This window comes from Acinetobacter sp. 251-1 (genome assembly GCF_030329305.1).
GTDB classification, from domain to species: domain Bacteria; phylum Pseudomonadota; class Gammaproteobacteria; order Pseudomonadales; family Moraxellaceae; genus Acinetobacter; species Acinetobacter piscicola_A.
Genome location: NZ_JACANS010000006.1, coordinates 59,413 through 77,430, shown reverse-complemented (window position 1 = coordinate 77,430; position 18,018 = coordinate 59,413). Strand labels below are relative to the sequence as shown.

The window sequence follows — 18,018 nt, the reverse complement described above, 5'->3', positions numbered from 1 at the left end:
TTAACTTGCAGCATGTATTGCTGCTTTCATGTCTTTCACTGCTTGTTCTAAGCCAACAAAAACACTTTCTGCAATAATTGAATGACCAATATTCAACTCGTGAATCTGTGGAATTGCTGCAATTTCAGCGACATTTTTAAGATTTAAACCATGCCCTGCATTGACCACTAAGCCTTTTGCAGCCGCATATTCAGCACCTCTGATAATACGCTCTAACTCGTGATGATGTGCATCTTCGGTGTGTGCATCTGCATAAGCACCTGTGTGCAATTCGATGGTTTGTGCACCACATGCCACTGCTGCGTCAATTTGTGCAAAGTCAGCATCAATAAATAATGATACGTCACAGCCAATCGCAACCAATGCCTGCGTTGCAGCTCTCACATCAGCAAAATGTCCAACCACATCCAAACCACCTTCAGTCGTCACTTCTTGGCGTTTTTCAGGTACAAAGCAAACATGTTGCGGCTTAACTTCAAGTGCAATTGCGACCATTTCATCAGTGACTGCCATTTCCAAGTTCATACGTGTCTTGATTGCTGAGCGCATACGATACACGTCAGCATCTTGAATATGACGGCGATCTTCACGTAAATGCAAGGTAATTCCCTCTGCACCTGCTTGTTCACAGACCAATGCTGCCTCAACAGGATCAGGATAAGTCGTACCACGTGCTTGTCGAAGTGTTGCAACATGGTCAATATTTACACCAAGCAATGCAGCCATAATATTTTCCTAAATACATCAAAGTAAAAACTAGCGATTCACAATTTTGGACTGAGAATTTTGTATCCACAGTTGCCGACTTTTTAATGGGCGATCACCAAGCAATGAGGTAATCATTTGGCGATAAAGTTTCGACAATAATTGTAACTGTTCTGAATTAAAATCCCTACCCTTTTCATAATTCGCCATACTTAAAATCTGCTCGCCGCTTAGGGTAGATGGAGCGCTATGGGAAATAGGAATAAATCCATCTGACAGTTGAAATTGATAACGTTGCGTCGCAATGATCGGCGCTTGCTGTGCATCCATCTCATAATCTAAGGGATAGCCCAACTCTTCTAAAAGCGCATACTCAAACTGACGTAAAATTTGTTTTAAAAATGTATGAGGCTCGGGATGTGAGGCTAAATGTTGTAAATGCTCAAGCGTAACATGATATTGCTCAAAAGTTTGCGGCATACTTTCTTCAAGTGGGCATAAACGGAGCAGAATTTCATTCAGATAAAACCCTGAAAAAAATGCATCCCCATAAAAAAATACAGGTTGATTAAGTATTTCTAATTTTGAAAAGTTTTTCAGCTCACTTTTCCCTGATGCTTGCAGGGTGATTGGCTGATATTGCGGAGGCGGCGTTTGCCTTAAAATTCCATCAACACGTCCATACTCTTGTGTAAATAAATGCACAATATGGCTACGTTCACGATATTTTCGATGATGGATTAAATAACCATGCAAGATTTCATTTCGCATCTTGGCGAATTAATCATCCTTGTCTTTTTTATCATCGTCATCATCTCCATCTGGGATGACTGCACCGACGACAGCCGCAGTACCTTTTACCACACCTTTGGTCACACCATACGCTGCTTTGACAGGAACCGTAACGAGTTTGTGGACACAACCCTGTAACACGATCATACAAGATATTATGACAAAAACTTTCATCATTACGGTTCTATCCTTTTCTCAAATCAGCGCTTAAATATCGCTATAACCTAAACTTTTTAAAGCACGCTCATCATCAGACCAACCACCTTTGACTTTCACCCAAAGTGTTAGCATGATTTTTTGTTCAAACATTTTTTCCATGTCGACACGTGCATCCATACCAATTTTTTTCAGCTTAGCACCTTTTTCACCAATCACGATGGCTTTTTGTCCTGGACGATCTACAAAAATAGTTGCATCAATGTAAGTACACGCTGCTTTAGGACGACCCGTTTTAGGATTAATCGTTGCTTCTTCAGTCTTAAATGATTCAATTTGCACAGTTAAATCATAAGGCAGTTCTTCACCTAACTGACGCATGATTTTCTCACGAATAATTTCACTCGCAAGGAAACGTTCAGAACGGTCTGTTAACTGCTCTAAAGCATATAGGGGTGGTTGAAATGGCAAATACTTTTCAATGGTATTACGTAAATGATCTAAATTTGCACCACGTAATGCAGATACTGGTACAATTTCCGCAAAATTCATTAACTTTGCACGCTCTTGGATCAATGGCAAAGCATGGTTTTTATTTTCAAGCGTATCAATTTTATTGATGACTAGAATAACTGGCATTTCTGCATTTTTCAGTTTTTCAAGTACCAACTCATCGTTCTGTGTCCACTTGTCTGCATCCAATACAAACAAAACAAGGTTCACATCACGCAATGCAGAATGTGCGGCTTTATTCATCATTTTATTGATGGCACGGACTTCTTTTTTGTGCATCCCAGGCGTATCCACAAATACAGCTTGTGATGTCTCACGACTATCAATCCCGACAATTTTATGGCGAGTTGTTTGTGGCTTACGTGAGGTAATAGATAATTTTTGACCCAAAATATGGTTCATTAGGGTTGACTTACCTACATTTGGACGACCAACAATCGCCACAAAACCACTTTTATAATCTGCAGGAATTTCCGTTCCTTGTGAACTAAAAAATTGGTTAATTAAGTCATTACCGCTGTCTTGCGGCTCGTGATCAGCATCGTTGTGATCGGAATGTGTATTCATGCAGTTTACTGCTCCAATAACTTTAAAAAATCTGCCGCGACTGCCTGTTCTGCAAATCGGCGACTTGAGCCCTCACCCATCATTTTAGGCAAGCCCTCTACTAAGCATTCTACTTTAAAATGCTGATTGGGTGCATCACCCTGAATATCTACAACCTCGTAACTCGGCAATGGCTTTTTACGAGCTTGTAGATATTCTTGGAGACGTGATTTCGGATCTTTCAACTGATCTGTGGGTTCAATATGCTCTAAATAGGGCTCATACCATTTCAGTACAATATTACGTAACAGCGGTAAATCTTGACAATCTGTATAAATCGCACCAATGATGGCTTCTACTGTATCTGCTAATATTGACTCACGATGATGACCGCCTGATTTCAATTCACCTGTACTTAAAATTAAACTGGTGCTTAATTTTAAGTCATTGGCAATTTTACCTAAGGCTTCTTGGCGCACCAAAGTCGCACGCATACGGGTTAAACGACCTTCATTTTCTTGCGGATAAGCATGGTACAAATAGTTTGCAATGATCATCCCCAATAATGAATCACCTAAAAACTCTAAGCGCTCATAATTGTATTTATGACTCACCGAACGATGTGTCAATGCAAGTTGTAGCAATTCAGATTGTTTAAACTCATAGCCGATACGACTCTGTAAGCGAGGATCACTTACTTTGAACTGACCTTTGATCAAAACTTTTCTCGAATGTTTGGACTAAATCAATATTCATGAAGAATGGTGTTCTTACTTCATATTTCTTTGTCACTGTTAAGCCGTTGTCGTTTGAAACTTTCGCAATATCGCTAAATTTAATATCACGAATATTGTTCATGTCCAAACGTTGACTCATTTGGCTTTCAAATTTAGATGGTGTGATATCCGCTGAGCTCTCTTTGATAAGTTGCTCAATTTGACCATTAATCACACGATCATCCCAATACGATGGCCAAAGTGCTAATACCGCTTTCACGATAAAAGCAAAGACCACGATTCCTAATAAAATCGCAATATACGATGCACCTTGTTGAGATTTACGCATTGTTATTATCCACTAGGCGAAAATAATTATATCATTTTGCAGACTTTAAAATAAGACCAGATCCTTCAACCTTGCCACTTTAACCCTACAAATTCCCCAAATTTAAAATGTCATATTAATATGATGCGTAAATGTTAAACATTCGTCATCATGAATCAATATTTCAGTATTGTATTATCTTGCAAAGCCCATTCAGTTACTAGATTTCGATACTCATTTTTATAAAAAAATTTGCATGAAATCTTATAAACTCACCACTTTGACGTTTTACTCAGTTGTCACTCAAAAGAAAATAAAAAAGACCAATGTACATTGGTCTTTTTATACTTAAAATCAGATTCGACTCAAAGGAAGCTTAGTCAATTGTCCCATTACGGCTAAATGAAGGTAATTTCAAGCCTGGTTCTTTGTGCATCCACACATAGATCGCATGCCCTGTTAAATTTGCCTCAGGTACAAATCCCCAAAAACGGCTGTCAGCACTTTGATCGCGGTTATCACCCATCGCAAAGTAATGACCTTTCGGAACAGTGACTTCCCAACTTTGACCATTTGATTTGATAAAACGATCATTATCACGCGCAACAAAAGGTAAATCTTCTTTTTTCTGTGCATATTGGAAAGCACTCGCCAAAGTATTTTGACCTTCTAAAATACGCACAAGATGCTTATGTTCACCCATGGTTTCAGTATAGTAAATCGATTTTGGAGTATCCAAAATATCTTTTTGACGACTAAATTCGACTGGGGTCTGTGTAACATTTTTCCCATTAATACTTAATTGCCCCTGATCATAAACAATATGATCGCCCGGTAAACCAATAATACGTTTGATATAACTAATTTTTGGATTTTCAGGATAACGGAACACCGCAACATCACCACGTTGAGGCTCACCCACATCAATGACTTTAGTATTGGTAATCGGTAAACGCACACCATACTGGTACTTATTTACCAAAATATAATCACCCGTTTCTAAGGTCGGAACCATCGAATCAGAGGGAATATTAAAAGGTTCAAATAAAAATGAACGTAACACCAAAACAACGGCAAGGACTGGCCAAAAATCGTATGCCCATGAAATGATAAAATGTTCATTCCCCTTACCCTTTGTTTCGCGTTGTTTAAACACGAATTTATCGAGTAACCACAACACAAAAAACACCAGTGTTGCAGGTACGAGAATTAAATTAAAATCAAAATCCATGAGCGATACGACCTCTTACTTCTTATCTATCGACTTTTAATACAGCCAAGAACGCTTCTTGTGGAATTTCAACACTACCCACTTGTTTCATGCGTTTCTTACCTTCTTTTTGTTTCGATAACAATTTCTTCTTACGAGAAACGTCACCACCATAACATTTTGCCAAGACGTTTTTACGCATTGCTTTGACTGTAGAACGTGCAATCACTTGCGCACCGATCGCCGCTTGAATTGCAACATCAAACATTTGACGTGGAATCAAATCTTTCATCTTTTCAACCAAGGCAATGCCACGATGACGTGCATCTTGACGGTGACAAATCATCGCCAATGCATCTACTTTGTCACCATTAATTAACACGTCAACCTTAACCAAAGATGAAGACTCAAAACGTACAAAATTGTAATCGAGTGATGCAAAACCACGCGAACATGATTTCAATTTATCAAAGAAGTCCATCACGACTTCAGCCATCGGGATTTCAAACGTAATGGATACTTGGTTAGCCATAAACTTCATGTCTTTTTGCACCCCACGGCGCTCAACACATAAAGTCATCACATTACCTAAATAATCTTGTGGTACTAAAATATGACACTCGGCAATCGGTTCACGTAAATCTTCAACCGTTGAACCATCTGGCATTTTTGATGGACTGTCGATATAAATCGTGTCGCCATTTTTCATCACAGCTTCATAAATTACAGTCGGTGCTGAAGAAATGAGGTCTAAATCGTACTCACGTTCTAAACGCTCTTGTACGATTTCCATGTGCAGCATACCCAAGAAGCCACAACGAAAACCAAATCCTAACGCATCTGAGCTTTCAGGTTCAAAGAACAATGCCGAATCGTTAATTTGTAGTTTATGTAACGCTTCACGGAAGGGTTCAAAATCACTCGCATCGATTGGGAATAAACCTGCGTAGACTTGTGGTTTAACCTTTTTAAAGCCAGGTAATGAAGCTACTTCCGGTGTCGTTGCTAAAGTAATGGTATCCCCCACAGGCGCACCAAAAATATCTTTAATCCCCGCAATCACAAAGCCAACTTCACCTGCTTCCAAAATCCCAGTTTCTGTGTGTTTTGGATTAAAAATACCCACAGACGTAATGATATGAGACTGACCTGTTGATTTCATCAACATTTTGTCGCCTTTTTTCACACGTCCTTGTTTCACACGAACCAAAGACACAACACCTAAGTAGTTATCGAACCACGAGTCTACAATTAAGGCTTGTAAAGGTGCGTCACGGTCACCCTCAGGTGCAGGAATAACATTTACCAACGTCTCTAAGACACCCTCAATCCCTAATCCTGTTTTTGCTGAACATGTCGGTGCTTCAGTGGCTTCAATCCCAATAATATCTTCAATTTCTTGAATCACACGCTCAGGCTCTGCTTGCGGTAAATCGATTTTATTTAAGATTGGAAGGACTTCCAAACCTTGTTCAATCGCTGTGTAGCAGTTAGCAACCGACTGTGCTTCCACACCTTGCGCTGCATCAACAACCAATAACGCACCTTCACAAGCGGCCAAAGAACGTGATACTTCATACGAAAAGTCCACGTGTCCTGGTGTATCAATAAAGTTGAGTTGGTATTCTTGACCATTTGGATGAGTGTAATACAAGGTTACAGACGTTGCTTTAATAGTAATCCCACGCTCACGTTCTAATTCCATTGAATCTAAAACTTGTGCTTGCATTTCACGATCTTGTAAACCGCCACAGGTTTGAATGAAGCGGTCTGCGAGTGTCGACTTACCGTGGTCGATGTGCGCGATAATACTGAAATTACGAATATTTTTAATATCGACAGATTTTTTAGCTTGCGCCATGGGCTACCTTGAAGAAAAACACGCTATGTACTGAAAAAATATACATAACAAAAGCTGAATAGAAATTGCGAGGGATTATAGCAGATGGTTTTTTTAAAGTATCCATAATAATGATCAGGCAATTGAATTATTTAAAAATGAAGCGACTTAATATCCCTATTTTCATAGTCACTTTAGATCACTCACATCATAAGGATCAATATTTTCATCTAAAGGTTGATAGGCTTGAATAAACGTCGGTGATAAGCGCTTTGGGCGCCCTGTGGCAATTTCAACACATGCCCATTTCGTCGTACCTGTAAATAACAATGCATGATCTGCTGCACGAAAAAAAGCATATTGGCGGAATGAAAATAATGCATTAATGTCATTGAGCCATGTTCTTAAAATAATGTCATCCCCTTCAAGCGCAGCTTTACGATATTGCACATGATGTTCCACTGCAACCATCGCATGTTTTAATTCTAGATAATCCTTGACACCTAAACCTAAAGCTTCGATATGTGCTGTAGCGACCTCCTGCATCCATGCTACATAAACCACATTATTGACATGTCCTAAAATATCAATATGTTCAGGTTGAACCGTGAGTTTTAAATCAAAATATGCTGTTGCCACAAAAAGATCCTATTACTTCGCTTTTACAATCTTATCTACACTAACATTTTGCCCATGCAATTGACAAAAAAACCACTCCGTAGAGTGGTTCATATTTTTGCTTGCCGCCAAGATTATTGTACTCTTAGACCCAACATGGCATGTTGTCCATCGCGGATAATTGCCACGCGTGCAACAGTATTGGCTTTTAGTTCAGACACAGCTTCCACAAAATCATTGGCATTTAAAATGGTTTTCGAGTTAATTTGCGTCACAACATCCCCTGCGAGAATACGCGACTGTGCAGCTAAGCCACCACGAGTGACATCTTGAATCAAGACACCGCCTTTAACACCCAAACGTGATTTTTCAATTTCATTTAAAGTCCGAATTGCGACCCCTAAAATTGGACCTTTCTTGGCAGATGCTGTGGTACCACGATCACTTTTCGCTGGTGTATCATCAGGTGCGGTGGTTAATGTTGCGGTAATAACTTTTGCTTTATCATCACGCAAAACTTCAAGCTGTACGGTTTGTTTAGGTTGAGTACGGTTGAGGTAGTTCAACAACTCACTGGTCTGTGAAATAGGCGAACCATTATATTTCATAATCACATCACCTGATTTAAAACCTGCTTTATCTGCTGGCGAACCTGCTGCGACTTGGGTGATCAAAGATCCTTCAGGTTTTGGTAATTTGTATGCTTCCGCCAAATTACGATCAATATCTTGTAGCATGACTCCCAAATAAGAACGGGTGACTTTGCCATTGGTTTTCAACTGACTCACGACATCCATCGCGACATCGATTGGAATGGAGAATGACAAGCCCATGTAGCCGCCTGTACCACTAAAAATACGTGAGTTCACACCCACCACTTGTCCTTGTTGATTAAACAACGGGCCACCTGAGTTCCCCGGATTTAATGCAACATCAGTCTGGATAAATGGAACGGAAGTTTCACCCATCATATTACGTGACTTCGCACTGACGATCCCTGCCGAAGCGGAATAATCAAAACCAAATGGTGAACCAATGGCTAATACAGGTTGACCAACTTTAAGCTGATCGACATTGCCAGTGGATAGTGATGGAAAATTCGTCCCATCTACTTTAAGCAATGCAATGTCTGTACGCTCGTCACTTCCGATCACTTTAGCATCAATTTCACGGCGATCATTCAGGACAATGGTCACTTTTGAAGCATCTTCTACCACATGATGATTCGTTACTAAATAACCGTCTTTGCTGATAAAAAAGGCACTGCCATAGCCTGTTTTCTCTTGCGGAATTTGTTGCTGTGGAATAATGATCTGATTACCAAAGAAACGTTTTAAAATTTCAGGTACTTGCTGTTGTAATAATTCTTCTTGCGACATTTTTTTAACAACATTCACACTCACTACCGCAGGACTAACTTGTTCGACTAAATTTGAAAAATCAACAGGTGCTTGCGCTTGTGCTTGTGTTGCTGCAACTGTAAATACTGCTGCATACATTCCTTTTTGTATAAAGCTAATTTTCATGAATGACTAACCTACAAATTTTGTTTTTTGTTGATGAATTTGTTTGTAACATAGAATTTTATAATATTGCGTAATAAAATGTTTCTATATTTTTAAAAAACAATAATTTACTTAAATTATCCTTAAAAAGTGAATGATTTGCCTTATCGACAAAAATCTGAGACTTATAACCATTGAAATTTATTCAAAAAGAGAGTGTTATTAGCAAACTCTTTTCAAATTAGCTGATGGACATGTCTAATTTAAAAACCACGCACCAATTTGATGTGATTATTGTAGGTAGTGGCGGTGCAGGTTTAAGCCTCGCTCTGTCTTTACCAACACATTTTAAAATTGCCGTTTTAGCCAAATCTAGTCTTACTGATGCCAGCACCTATTTTGCGCAAGGTGGTGTGGCTGCTGTACTGGATGAAACGGATTCCATTGAACAACATATAGATGACACCATGATTGCAGGCGCGCATTTATGCGAAATCGATGCAGTCAAACATACAGTAGAAGGTGGTCGACCATCCGTTGACTTTTTACTTGAACATGGCGTGAAGTTTACTTTAAATGAAGATGAACAACTGCATCTGACCCGTGAAGGTGGACATTCTCAACGCCGTATTATTCATGCAGCCGATGCAACAGGCAAAGCTATTTCAACCACTTTGGTTGAACGTGCTCAAGAAAAAGAAAATATTACGATTTTTGAAAATTATATTGCGATTGACCTCATTACCACACACAAATTAGGTCATAAAGCATTAGTAAATAAAGCTTTAGGCTTATATGCACTCGATGAGCGTAATGAAACAGTACATACTTTTCTAGCACCATTCACTGCCCTTGCTTGCGGTGGTGCAATGAAAGCCTACTTATATACGTCCAATCCTGACATAGCAACAGGTGATGGTATTGCCATGGCGTACCGTGCAGGTTGTCGTGTTGCAAATATGGAGTTTAATCAATTCCATCCGACTTGTTTATATCACCCACAAGCGCGCTCGTTTTTAATCACCGAAGCCATGCGGGGCGAAGGTGCTTATCTGCGTCTACCAGATGGTGAACGCTTTATGCTGCGTTTTGATGAACGTGCAGAACTTGCACCTCGTGATATCGTAGCACGTGCCATTGACTATGAAATCAAACGCTTAGGTATTCGTCATGTCTGGCTTGATATTAGCCATAAACCTGCAAATTTCATTCAAGAACATTTCCCAACTTTATATGCACGTTTAATGGAACTTGGTATCGACATCACCAAAGAGATGATTCCTGTTGTCCCTGCTGCGCACTATACTTGTGGTGGTGTTGTGGTCGATGAAAATAGTGAAACCGACATTGCGGGTTTATATGCTATTGGTGAAACTTCGTATACTGGCTTGCATGGTGCAAACCGCATGGCAAGTAACTCTCTACTCGAATGTTTTGTCTATGGCATGAGTGCTGCAAAAGATATTGAGAAAAAATTTGATCAAACATTCGAAGTGCCGCATGTACCCGAATGGGATGCGACACAGGCCGTTAATCCTGATGAAGAAGTGGTGATTTTACAAAATTGGGATGAATTACGTCAGACCATGTGGAACTATGTCGGCATCGTACGAACAACCAAACGTCTCGAACGTGCTTTACATCGTATTGAAATGCTTAAACAAGAAATTACTGAATATTATCAAGATTATCATGTCAGCAAGAATTTAATTGAGCTGCGTAATTTAGTTTTGGTCTCGGAAATGATCGTACGTTGTGCGATGGAACGTAAAGAATCTCGTGGTTTACATTACACTCTTGATTATCCTGAACTATCCGATGAACTCCGTAAAACCGTACTGACACCCCCAAACTTTAAAGTGGAAACACCTTTGGTTAATACTTAATCAATATATTAAAAAAAGAGATTCCAATGAATCTCTTTTTTTAACTAAACAGCTCAGATGGTTTTATCTTTTCGGTGGAATGGAATACGTTCCCGTGACATGCGCAACAGGCTCATCCTGATCAATTGAGTAAATCCAGACTTCACCAACAATCAATGCCTGTCCCACTTTCATGAGCTTACACACCCCACGCAAATCTACGCCGCCAGAGGGTTTACGTAAAAAATTAATATTTAAATTGGTCGTTACTGTCAAACCGACAATCCCAATTTCACCTAAAATCGCGACATATAAAGCAAAATCAGCCAAAGTCATCATGGTTGGTCCTGAAATCGTCCCCCCTGGGCGAATATCTGTGCCACTCACATGCCAAATCAAACTTGCCCCACATTCAGTCACTTCCTCAATTTCACATTTTTCTAAACTTGGTGGAAAATGAACGGTTAAAAAATCAATAATTTCCTTTTTAGTGCTTTTCATTTTTCATTTATTCCTTACATTATTTCTTTATGACACTGTATTTTCAATATAAAGCTTTTTCTGCAAAGACTTGAGAACGCTTGGGTTCACATTTTCAATCAAAAAGAAGTTTTTTGCCAATGCTTTCATTTTGTTCTATTTTAAAAGTCACTCAAACCATAAATTTTCATCAAACACGGTGCAAAAGCCTTACATTTTTCCGATAGTACACAAAGCGCTTAGTTATACTTCATTGTTGAAAAAGCAACAAATTATTTTATGCAAGTCAGTGCGCAGGTTTAGAGAATCAAATATACAGCACTGAAGGCTATTTAATTCCGTTGATTGGACTGACATTTGATACAGATGTTTTATTGGATAAATATTCACACCAATTAAGACAGATATTTCATCAAGGACAATCTTGTCGCAGTGCAACCAAACTGAATACACAACAATTAGATTAACTGCGAAGCTGCATTGAAAATATCACCATTTGGTTCACGAGCAATGAACAAGAAGAAGATCAACGTCAGCATGTATGTTTAGACATGAGCCGACTAGAAGAAATCACTGAAACTTAGGTTCCTGTCGTTTCCCCTTACGGCAAAGCAATTTTAATCTGGAAAAATTGTGACTAAAGTGATGATTAAACTCATTCAACCAAATAGCTTAAAGCCTCAGCAAACACCTGTTCAGGACTTTGTGTTGCATCTAAACGCTTCATACGCTCAGGCTCACGTGTATGAATTTCTGCAAATCCTGCACGGACTGATGCAAAAAAAGCGACTTTTTCTTGTTCGAAACGGTCTAAAGCACCGCGTTCTCGCGCACGTGTCATCCCCAATTCAATCGGTGCATCCAACCAAAAAGTAAGATCAGGCATTCGACTGACAAAGTTTTCATTTAGAAGTTGTAGTTTTTCCCGACTCAGCCCACGCCCTGCACATTGATAGGCAAAACTGCTGTCCGTAAAACGATCACATAATACAATTTTATCCTCTGCCAAGGCAGGTAAAATCACGGTTTCCACATGCTGTGCCCGTGCGGCATACATCAACAATAATTCAGTATCATGACTCATTTTTTCCTCATGATTGACTGACAGTAATAACCCGCGAATTTGCTCAGCCAACGGTGTTCCACCCGGCTCACGGGTCAGTACAACATCTTTACCTTGCGCCTGAAAATGCTCAAATAATTTTCGAATCAGTGTGGTTTTACCTACGCCTTCTGTGCCTTCAAAACTAATAAACATGATTACTCCTTAATTTTTAGCACGCATCACAGTAAGGTATTCCTGAACTGCACGATTATGATCTGCCAGATTACTTGAAAATTTATGTCCACCATTGCCTGTTGCAACAAAGTAAATATTGTCTGAATTGTCAGGATGCATGGCTGCCTCAATGGCTTTTTTACTTGGCAAAGCAATCGGAGTTGGTGGTAAGCCATTGATGGTATAGGTATTATAAGGCGTTGGTGTACGTAAATCTTGCTTAGTAATATTGCCTTTATAGTGATCACCCATACCATAAATCACGGTTGGGTCAGTTTGCAGACGCATTCCTAATTTTAAACGGCGTACAAATACTCCTGATACTTGCTCTAACTCGCTGTCTACACTGGTTTCACGTTCAATGATTGACGCCATAATCAAAGCTTCATATTTATTTTGATAAGGTAAACCTTGGTCACGTTTTTCCCAAGCCTCGTCTAAAATTTTCATTTGTCGCTGATATAAATCGGTCAGAATCTTTTGATCACTTGCGCCTTTATCAAAGAAATATGTATCAGGTGCGAACAAACCTTCTGCATGCTTAAAAGGAATATTTAAGGCTTTGAGCATCTCGGCGGTAGGTAGATTTGCGACCTCCGTTTTCACATATTGATCTTTTTTCAAGGTTTTGAGTAATTGCTGCGTTGTTGTTCCTTCAATCACTAAAATTCGGTTCATTTGTGCATTATCAGCATCTGAGACCATGACTAAAACATCACGTACACTCATGCCTTGCGTGACTTCATAGACACCCGCTTTCATGGTTTCCTGAATAAAGGCTTTGCGATATAACTTTAAAACAATTGGAAAGCTGACTTTGTCATCTTTGGCTAATTGATCAATAAAACCAGTATAAGTTTCACCATTATTAATCACTAATTTTTGTTTTACACCCGTGATAGGATAAGTTTTGAACAAACTCATTTTCAACACGACTGCGCCTAGAACTAAAAGTCCAATCAGTACAAGCGCAATACCTTTATAAAATTTATTGTGTGCTTTATTAGGCGCTTTTTTATTACTTTTTGCAGGAGTATTCGACATGAGATTTAAACTGTTGTAATTGCAAAGTTTCAAATAATTCAACACAAGGTTGAACCACTAAAGTTCGATTATCCAAAGACTGTACGATTTTCATCGGGCTCAATGCGTTGCAAAAAAACAGACTTTGGATATGTGAAATTTCATCTAGCCCAACTGAACGTTGTTCACATGAAATATTTTGGCGTTGCATACGTTGCAAAATCTCAGCACGCATCACACCATGCACACCATTATAACGGAGTTCAGGCGTAATCCATGTATTGTTTATTTGAATAAAACAATTACTGCTCACTCCTTCAACAATTCGATCTTGTAGATCAATTACCAAAGCTTCAAGCCATCCTTTTTCATGTGCTTCTTTTTTTAACATGACTTGTTCAAGTCGATTCAGGCTTTTTAACCCCACAAGTTCAGGCATTGTTAAACCTATTTTTTGGCTTAATACACCACTTTGAATCAATTCAGGCTGAAAGTTTTGGATGTTTTGTGGATAGTACAATACATATAAATCTGCGAGATGATCAGGCATCAGGTAGCCGCGTTGTCCTTCTCCACGACTGATCACAATTTTTAAAGTGCCATTTAATACATCAAATTTTTGTTCAAGTTGTTTGAACATTTTATCTAAAAGTGAAAAATCGACTGGCAAAAATAACCGTTCAGCAGATTGTTGCAGACGTTGACGATGTAAATCTTCTAGTTCGATGACATTGTCATAAATACGGGCTGTGGTAAAACAACCATCACCATACTGAAATGCACGATCAAAAATTGATACAGAATCAACAATTTGACCATTTTTATAACAGATTACCATCTCTATTTTCCTAAAATTACAGCCAATAAATGTACATTGAAAAACCAATCTTATGCTTTTTTATTCATATAAAATTCGTTTTTTATTATTTTTTATGGATAAAGACTGGCGTTATGCTGCACGCATATTAACGAAATTATGAATCATTTGGGGCATTCACACATGCAATTTTCAAAATTAAAATTAGGTATTGCTGCAGTACTCATTTCAGCAACTTCTTTTACTGCAACCGCAAAAGACTTTCTTAATGTCTCTTATGACCCAACCCGAGAGTTATATGACAACTTCAACAAGCAATTTGCAGGTTATTGGAAGTCAAAAACAGGACAAGAGATTAATTTTAAACAATCACATGGTGGTTCTGGTAAACAAGCACGTGCAGTGATTGATGGTTTAAGCGCAGATGTGGTGACCTTGGCACTGGCTGCAGATATTGACGCTATTGCAGACAAAACCAACTTATTACCTAAAGATTGGCAAAAGAAGTTTCCGCAGAACTCAACACCATATACTTCAACCATTGTATTTTTAGTGCGTAAAGGTAACCCGAAAGGCATTAAAGATTGGGGAGACTTAATCAAACCTGGTGTTGACATTATTACGCCAAATCCAAAAACTTCTGGTGGTGCACGTTGGAACTATCTTGCAGCATGGGCATGGGCTAAACATAAGTACGGTTCAGATGCAAAAGCACAAGACTTTGTTCGCCAAATTTATAAACAAACCAAAGTCTTGGACTCAGGTGCACGTGGCTCTACCACAACATTTGCAGAACGTGGCATTGGTGATGTGTTGTTGGCTTGGGAAAATGAAGCATTTTTAGCACAACGTGAACAACCTGGTAAATTTGAAATTATTACTCCATCTCTTTCAATTTTAGCTGAACCGCCTGTGGCGATTGTTGAAAAAAATGCGGAAAAAAATGGCAGTTTAAATCTTGCGAAAGCTTATCTGAATTATTTGTATTCACCTGCAGGACAAGAAATTGCGGCGAAAAACTTTTATCGTCCTCGCAATGCAGCAACATTGAAAAAATATGCCACAACCTTTAAACCACTTAAACTTGTGACTATTGATAAAGAATTTGGCGGTTGGACAAAAGTACAAAAACAACATTTTGAAAATAATGGTGTTTTCGATCAAATCGTTAAAGCCAATAATACAGCTAAATAATAGATTTCAGTAGGAGCATCGACATGATTCATACCGTAATTGTTCCAGGTGTAGGTGGCAGTGATTATGATCATTGGCAGTCTTGGTTACAGCGCCAGCTCATGTCTTGTTCACGTGTACAACAAAATTGGGATCATCCTATTTTAGCAGAATGGATCGAAAATTTTGTCCATACACTCAACAAAGTCGATGCACCTATGCAAATAATTGCACATAGTTTTGGTTGTTTAACGAGTGTGGCTGCTTTAGCACAACACCCTGAATTAAAATCAAAAGTTAAAAAATTGGTTTTAGTTGCACCCGCCAACCCTGCTCGCTTTGGTGAAGCAGGTTTTGCAAGGGATAGTATTGGAAATTATGCTGAATATTTTCAAAAACTACGCATTGATGTGCCTGTAGACATGATTATTTCTGAAAATGATCCTTGGTTAAATTTTGAAGATGCGCAAGCCTTAGCAAAAGCATGGAAAATTAAACCACATAATGTAGGACAAGCAGGTCATATTAATGTTGCATCAGGCTTTAACACTTTTCCTGAAATTTTTGATTATTTAATTGCAGCACCTGCCAATGCTTATATCAATAATTTTGATGATAGCAAGTTGTTTTTTAAATTTGCTATTTGAGTATTGCCTCTTAAGCTTGGCAAAAGTTTTAGTTTATTGGCTTGTTGACTTCAACAAGCTTTCTCTCTTTGAGGAGTAGTCATGTCGCAGCGATCCCGAGTGCTGCCAGGATTTGGTCTTTCACTAGGCTTCACCCTAGCGTATTTGTCTTTAATTGTACTGATACCATTATCTGCCGTATTCATAAAATCATTAGGTGTGGGTTGGGATGGACTTTGGGAAATTCTCAGTTCAGAACGTATTATCAAAGCCTTACAACTCAGTTTTAGTACCGCGATTATCGCAGCCTTAATTAATGTCGTTTTTGGTTTGTTACTGGCTTGGTGCTTAGTCCGCTATACTTTTCCAGGTAAACGCATTGTCGATGCTTTAGTTGATTTACCTTTTGCTTTGCCTACCGCAGTTGCAGGGATCGCCTTAACCTCTTTATATGCACCTACAGGTTGGATTGGGCAATATTTAGAGCCATTAGGCATCAAAGTTGCGTATACCCCTATAGGTATCACCTTAGCATTAATTTTTATTGGTATTCCTTTTGTTGTCCGTACCGTACAACCTGTACTAAGTGATTTTGAAACAGAACTCGAAGAAGCTGCATCAGCATTGGGTGCGAATCGTTTTCAAATCATTACCAAAGTGATTTTACCTGTACTCTTTCCTGCACTTTTAACAGGATTTGCTTTGGCATTTGCTCGTGGCGTAGGTGAATACGGCTCTGTGATTTTCATTGCAGGTAACCAACCGTTTGAAACAGAAATTGCGCCACTCATGATTATTTCTCGTTTAGAAGAATATGATTATGCAGGTGCAACGACGATTGCTGTGGTGATGTTGGTCATCTCATTTTTTATCTTGTTCTTAATTAACCTGATTCAAGCATGGGCAAGTCGCCGCACAGGGAGAACTGCACGATGAGCTTAACAACAAATAGTAATGCTTTGGCTGAAAAACTTCAGTCACGAGATGCAACACGTGAGCCGAAATGGGTTCATTATACTCTTTTGACGATTGCTTTGATCTTCTTTTTAAGCTGTCTAATTTTGCCATTAATTTTGGTCTTTGTTGAAGCATTTAAACAAGGTTTAGCGGTCTATTTTGAGGCTTTAATTAACCCTGATACATTATCAGCGGTTAAATTAACCTTGTTAACTGCTGCAATTGCAGTGCCTCTTAACGTGATTTTTGGTGTTGCTGCCGCATGGTGTGTTGCGAAGTTTAATTTCCGTGGTAAAGCCATTTTAACCACCATCATTGATACACCTTTTTCAGTTTCACCTGTCATTGCGGGTTTAATGTTGGTCTTGATCTTTGGTTCGCAAGGTTGGTTAGGCGGCTGGCTCATGGACAATGATATTAAAATTTTATATGCAACGCCTGCTATTGTTTTAGCCACAGTGTTTATTACTGTTCCCTTTGTTGCACGTGAGCTCATTCCACTGATGGAAGCGCAAGGTACAGAGGAAGAAGAAGCTGCAATCGTATTAGGTGCATCAGGCTGGCAGACTTTTTGGAAAGTCACCTTACCTAATATCAAATGGGGGCTAATCTACGGTGTTATTCTATGTAACGCACGTGCAATGGGTGAGTTTGGTGCAGTTTCTGTGGTTTCTGGACATATCCGTGGTGAAACCAATACCTTGCCTTTACATGTAGAAATTTTGTACAACGAATATACCTTTAGTGCCGCATTCGCAGTGTCATCGCTCTTGGCTTTATTGGCAATTATTACCCTGATTTTAAAAACATGGGTTGAGTTCCGCCAAGAAAAACTAAACCAAAGCAAAGATGATTCAACAGTTTCTTAA

The 18,018-nt window shown here is 39.0% G+C and carries 19 protein-coding genes; 5 read left to right on the top strand and 14 right to left on the bottom strand.

Annotated elements, in window-relative coordinates:
- The 10 genes from pdxJ to HX129_RS06105 form a co-directional block, all read right to left on the bottom strand.
- The gene (gene pdxJ / locus HX129_RS06150; protein WP_286436072.1) at window positions 1–726 is read right to left on the bottom strand and encodes a pyridoxine 5'-phosphate synthase; all 726 of its coding nucleotides are present in this window, start codon (window positions 724–726) and stop codon (window positions 1–3) included.
- Window positions 727–756: 30 nt separating this feature from the next.
- The gene (recO, locus tag HX129_RS06145; protein WP_286436071.1) at window positions 757–1,476 is read right to left on the bottom strand and encodes a DNA repair protein RecO; all 720 of its coding nucleotides are present in this window, start codon (window positions 1,474–1,476) and stop codon (window positions 757–759) included.
- A 9-nt stretch (window positions 1,477–1,485) separates the two neighbouring features.
- Window positions 1,486–1,674 carry an NF038104 family lipoprotein gene (locus HX129_RS06140; RefSeq protein WP_180044891.1) on the bottom strand — a complete coding sequence of 63 codons (189 nt, stop codon included), beginning with the start codon at window positions 1,672–1,674 and terminating at the stop codon, window positions 1,486–1,488.
- Window positions 1,675–1,704: 30 nt separating this feature from the next.
- Window positions 1,705–2,733, bottom strand: coding sequence for a GTPase Era (gene era, locus HX129_RS06135; protein ID WP_174493057.1), 1,029 nt, complete (start codon window positions 2,731–2,733; stop codon window positions 1,705–1,707).
- Between the two features lie 5 nt (window positions 2,734–2,738).
- Window positions 2,739–3,431, bottom strand: a complete 693-nt coding sequence (rnc, locus tag HX129_RS06130) for a ribonuclease III (RefSeq protein WP_286436070.1) — start codon at window positions 3,429–3,431, stop codon at window positions 2,739–2,741.
- Window positions 3,403–3,777, bottom strand: coding sequence for a DUF4845 domain-containing protein (locus HX129_RS06125; protein ID WP_286436069.1), 375 nt, complete (start codon window positions 3,775–3,777; stop codon window positions 3,403–3,405). Before HX129_RS06125 ends, rnc begins: the two co-directional genes overlap by 29 nt.
- 355 nt (window positions 3,778–4,132) lie before the next feature.
- Window positions 4,133–4,987, bottom strand: a complete 855-nt coding sequence (gene lepB / locus HX129_RS06120) for a signal peptidase I (protein ID WP_174493059.1) — start codon at window positions 4,985–4,987, stop codon at window positions 4,133–4,135.
- Window positions 4,988–5,009: 22 nt separating this feature from the next.
- Complete coding sequence (lepA, locus tag HX129_RS06115) at window positions 5,010–6,827, bottom strand: translation elongation factor 4 (RefSeq protein WP_130072912.1); 1,818 nt, start codon at window positions 6,825–6,827, stop codon at window positions 5,010–5,012.
- 168 nt (window positions 6,828–6,995) lie between these two features.
- Window positions 6,996–7,445, bottom strand: coding sequence for an acyl-CoA thioesterase (locus HX129_RS06110; protein ID WP_286436068.1), 450 nt, complete (start codon window positions 7,443–7,445; stop codon window positions 6,996–6,998).
- Window positions 7,446–7,558: 113 nt separating this feature from the next.
- Window positions 7,559–8,950 carry a Do family serine endopeptidase gene (locus HX129_RS06105; RefSeq protein ID WP_286436067.1) on the bottom strand — a complete coding sequence of 464 codons (1,392 nt, stop codon included), beginning with the start codon at window positions 8,948–8,950 and terminating at the stop codon, window positions 7,559–7,561.
- Window positions 8,951–9,177: 227 nt separating this feature from the next.
- Between HX129_RS06105 and nadB the strand changes: the two genes are divergently transcribed.
- Entirely contained in the window at window positions 9,178–10,815 is a 1,638-nt protein-coding gene (nadB, locus tag HX129_RS06100) for an L-aspartate oxidase (protein ID WP_130072915.1), read from the top strand.
- 63 nt (window positions 10,816–10,878) lie between these two features.
- On the opposite strand, the gene HX129_RS06095 is transcribed toward nadB, so the two are convergent.
- From HX129_RS06095 to pabC, 4 genes are all read right to left on the bottom strand, one after another.
- Window positions 10,879–11,295 carry a PaaI family thioesterase gene (locus HX129_RS06095; RefSeq protein WP_130072916.1) on the bottom strand — a complete coding sequence of 139 codons (417 nt, stop codon included), beginning with the start codon at window positions 11,293–11,295 and terminating at the stop codon, window positions 10,879–10,881.
- Window positions 11,296–11,929: 634 nt separating this feature from the next.
- Window positions 11,930–12,532 (bottom strand): dTMP kinase, encoded by a 603-nt coding sequence (tmk, locus tag HX129_RS06090; RefSeq protein ID WP_286436066.1) that lies wholly within the window; start codon window positions 12,530–12,532, stop codon window positions 11,930–11,932.
- Window positions 12,533–12,541: 9 nt separating this feature from the next.
- A complete protein-coding gene (gene mltG / locus HX129_RS06085; protein ID WP_286436065.1) occupies window positions 12,542–13,597 on the bottom strand; it encodes an endolytic transglycosylase MltG in 1,056 nt (351 codons plus the stop codon).
- A complete protein-coding gene (gene pabC / locus HX129_RS06080) occupies window positions 13,572–14,414 on the bottom strand; it encodes an aminodeoxychorismate lyase (protein ID WP_174493065.1) in 843 nt (280 codons plus the stop codon). Before pabC ends, mltG begins: the two co-directional genes overlap by 26 nt.
- Before the next feature lie 162 nt (window positions 14,415–14,576).
- Here pabC and HX129_RS06075 point away from each other — a divergent pair, with 162 nt between their 5' ends.
- From HX129_RS06075 to cysW, 4 genes are all read left to right on the top strand, one after another.
- On the top strand, window positions 14,577–15,587 hold the full coding sequence (locus tag HX129_RS06075; RefSeq protein WP_130072921.1) for a sulfate ABC transporter substrate-binding protein: 1,011 nt from the start codon (window positions 14,577–14,579) through the stop codon (window positions 15,585–15,587).
- 23 nt (window positions 15,588–15,610) lie between these two features.
- On the top strand, window positions 15,611–16,213 hold the full coding sequence (locus tag HX129_RS06070; RefSeq protein ID WP_286436064.1) for an RBBP9/YdeN family alpha/beta hydrolase: 603 nt from the start codon (window positions 15,611–15,613) through the stop codon (window positions 16,211–16,213).
- A gap of 81 nt (window positions 16,214–16,294) precedes the next feature.
- Window positions 16,295–17,128: a sulfate ABC transporter permease subunit CysT gene (cysT, locus tag HX129_RS06065; protein WP_130072923.1), complete on the top strand. Its 834-nt coding sequence runs from the start codon at window positions 16,295–16,297 to the stop codon at window positions 17,126–17,128.
- Window positions 17,125–18,018: a sulfate ABC transporter permease subunit CysW gene (gene cysW / locus HX129_RS06060; RefSeq protein WP_286436063.1), complete on the top strand. Its 894-nt coding sequence runs from the start codon at window positions 17,125–17,127 to the stop codon at window positions 18,016–18,018. Before cysT ends, cysW begins: the two co-directional genes overlap by 4 nt.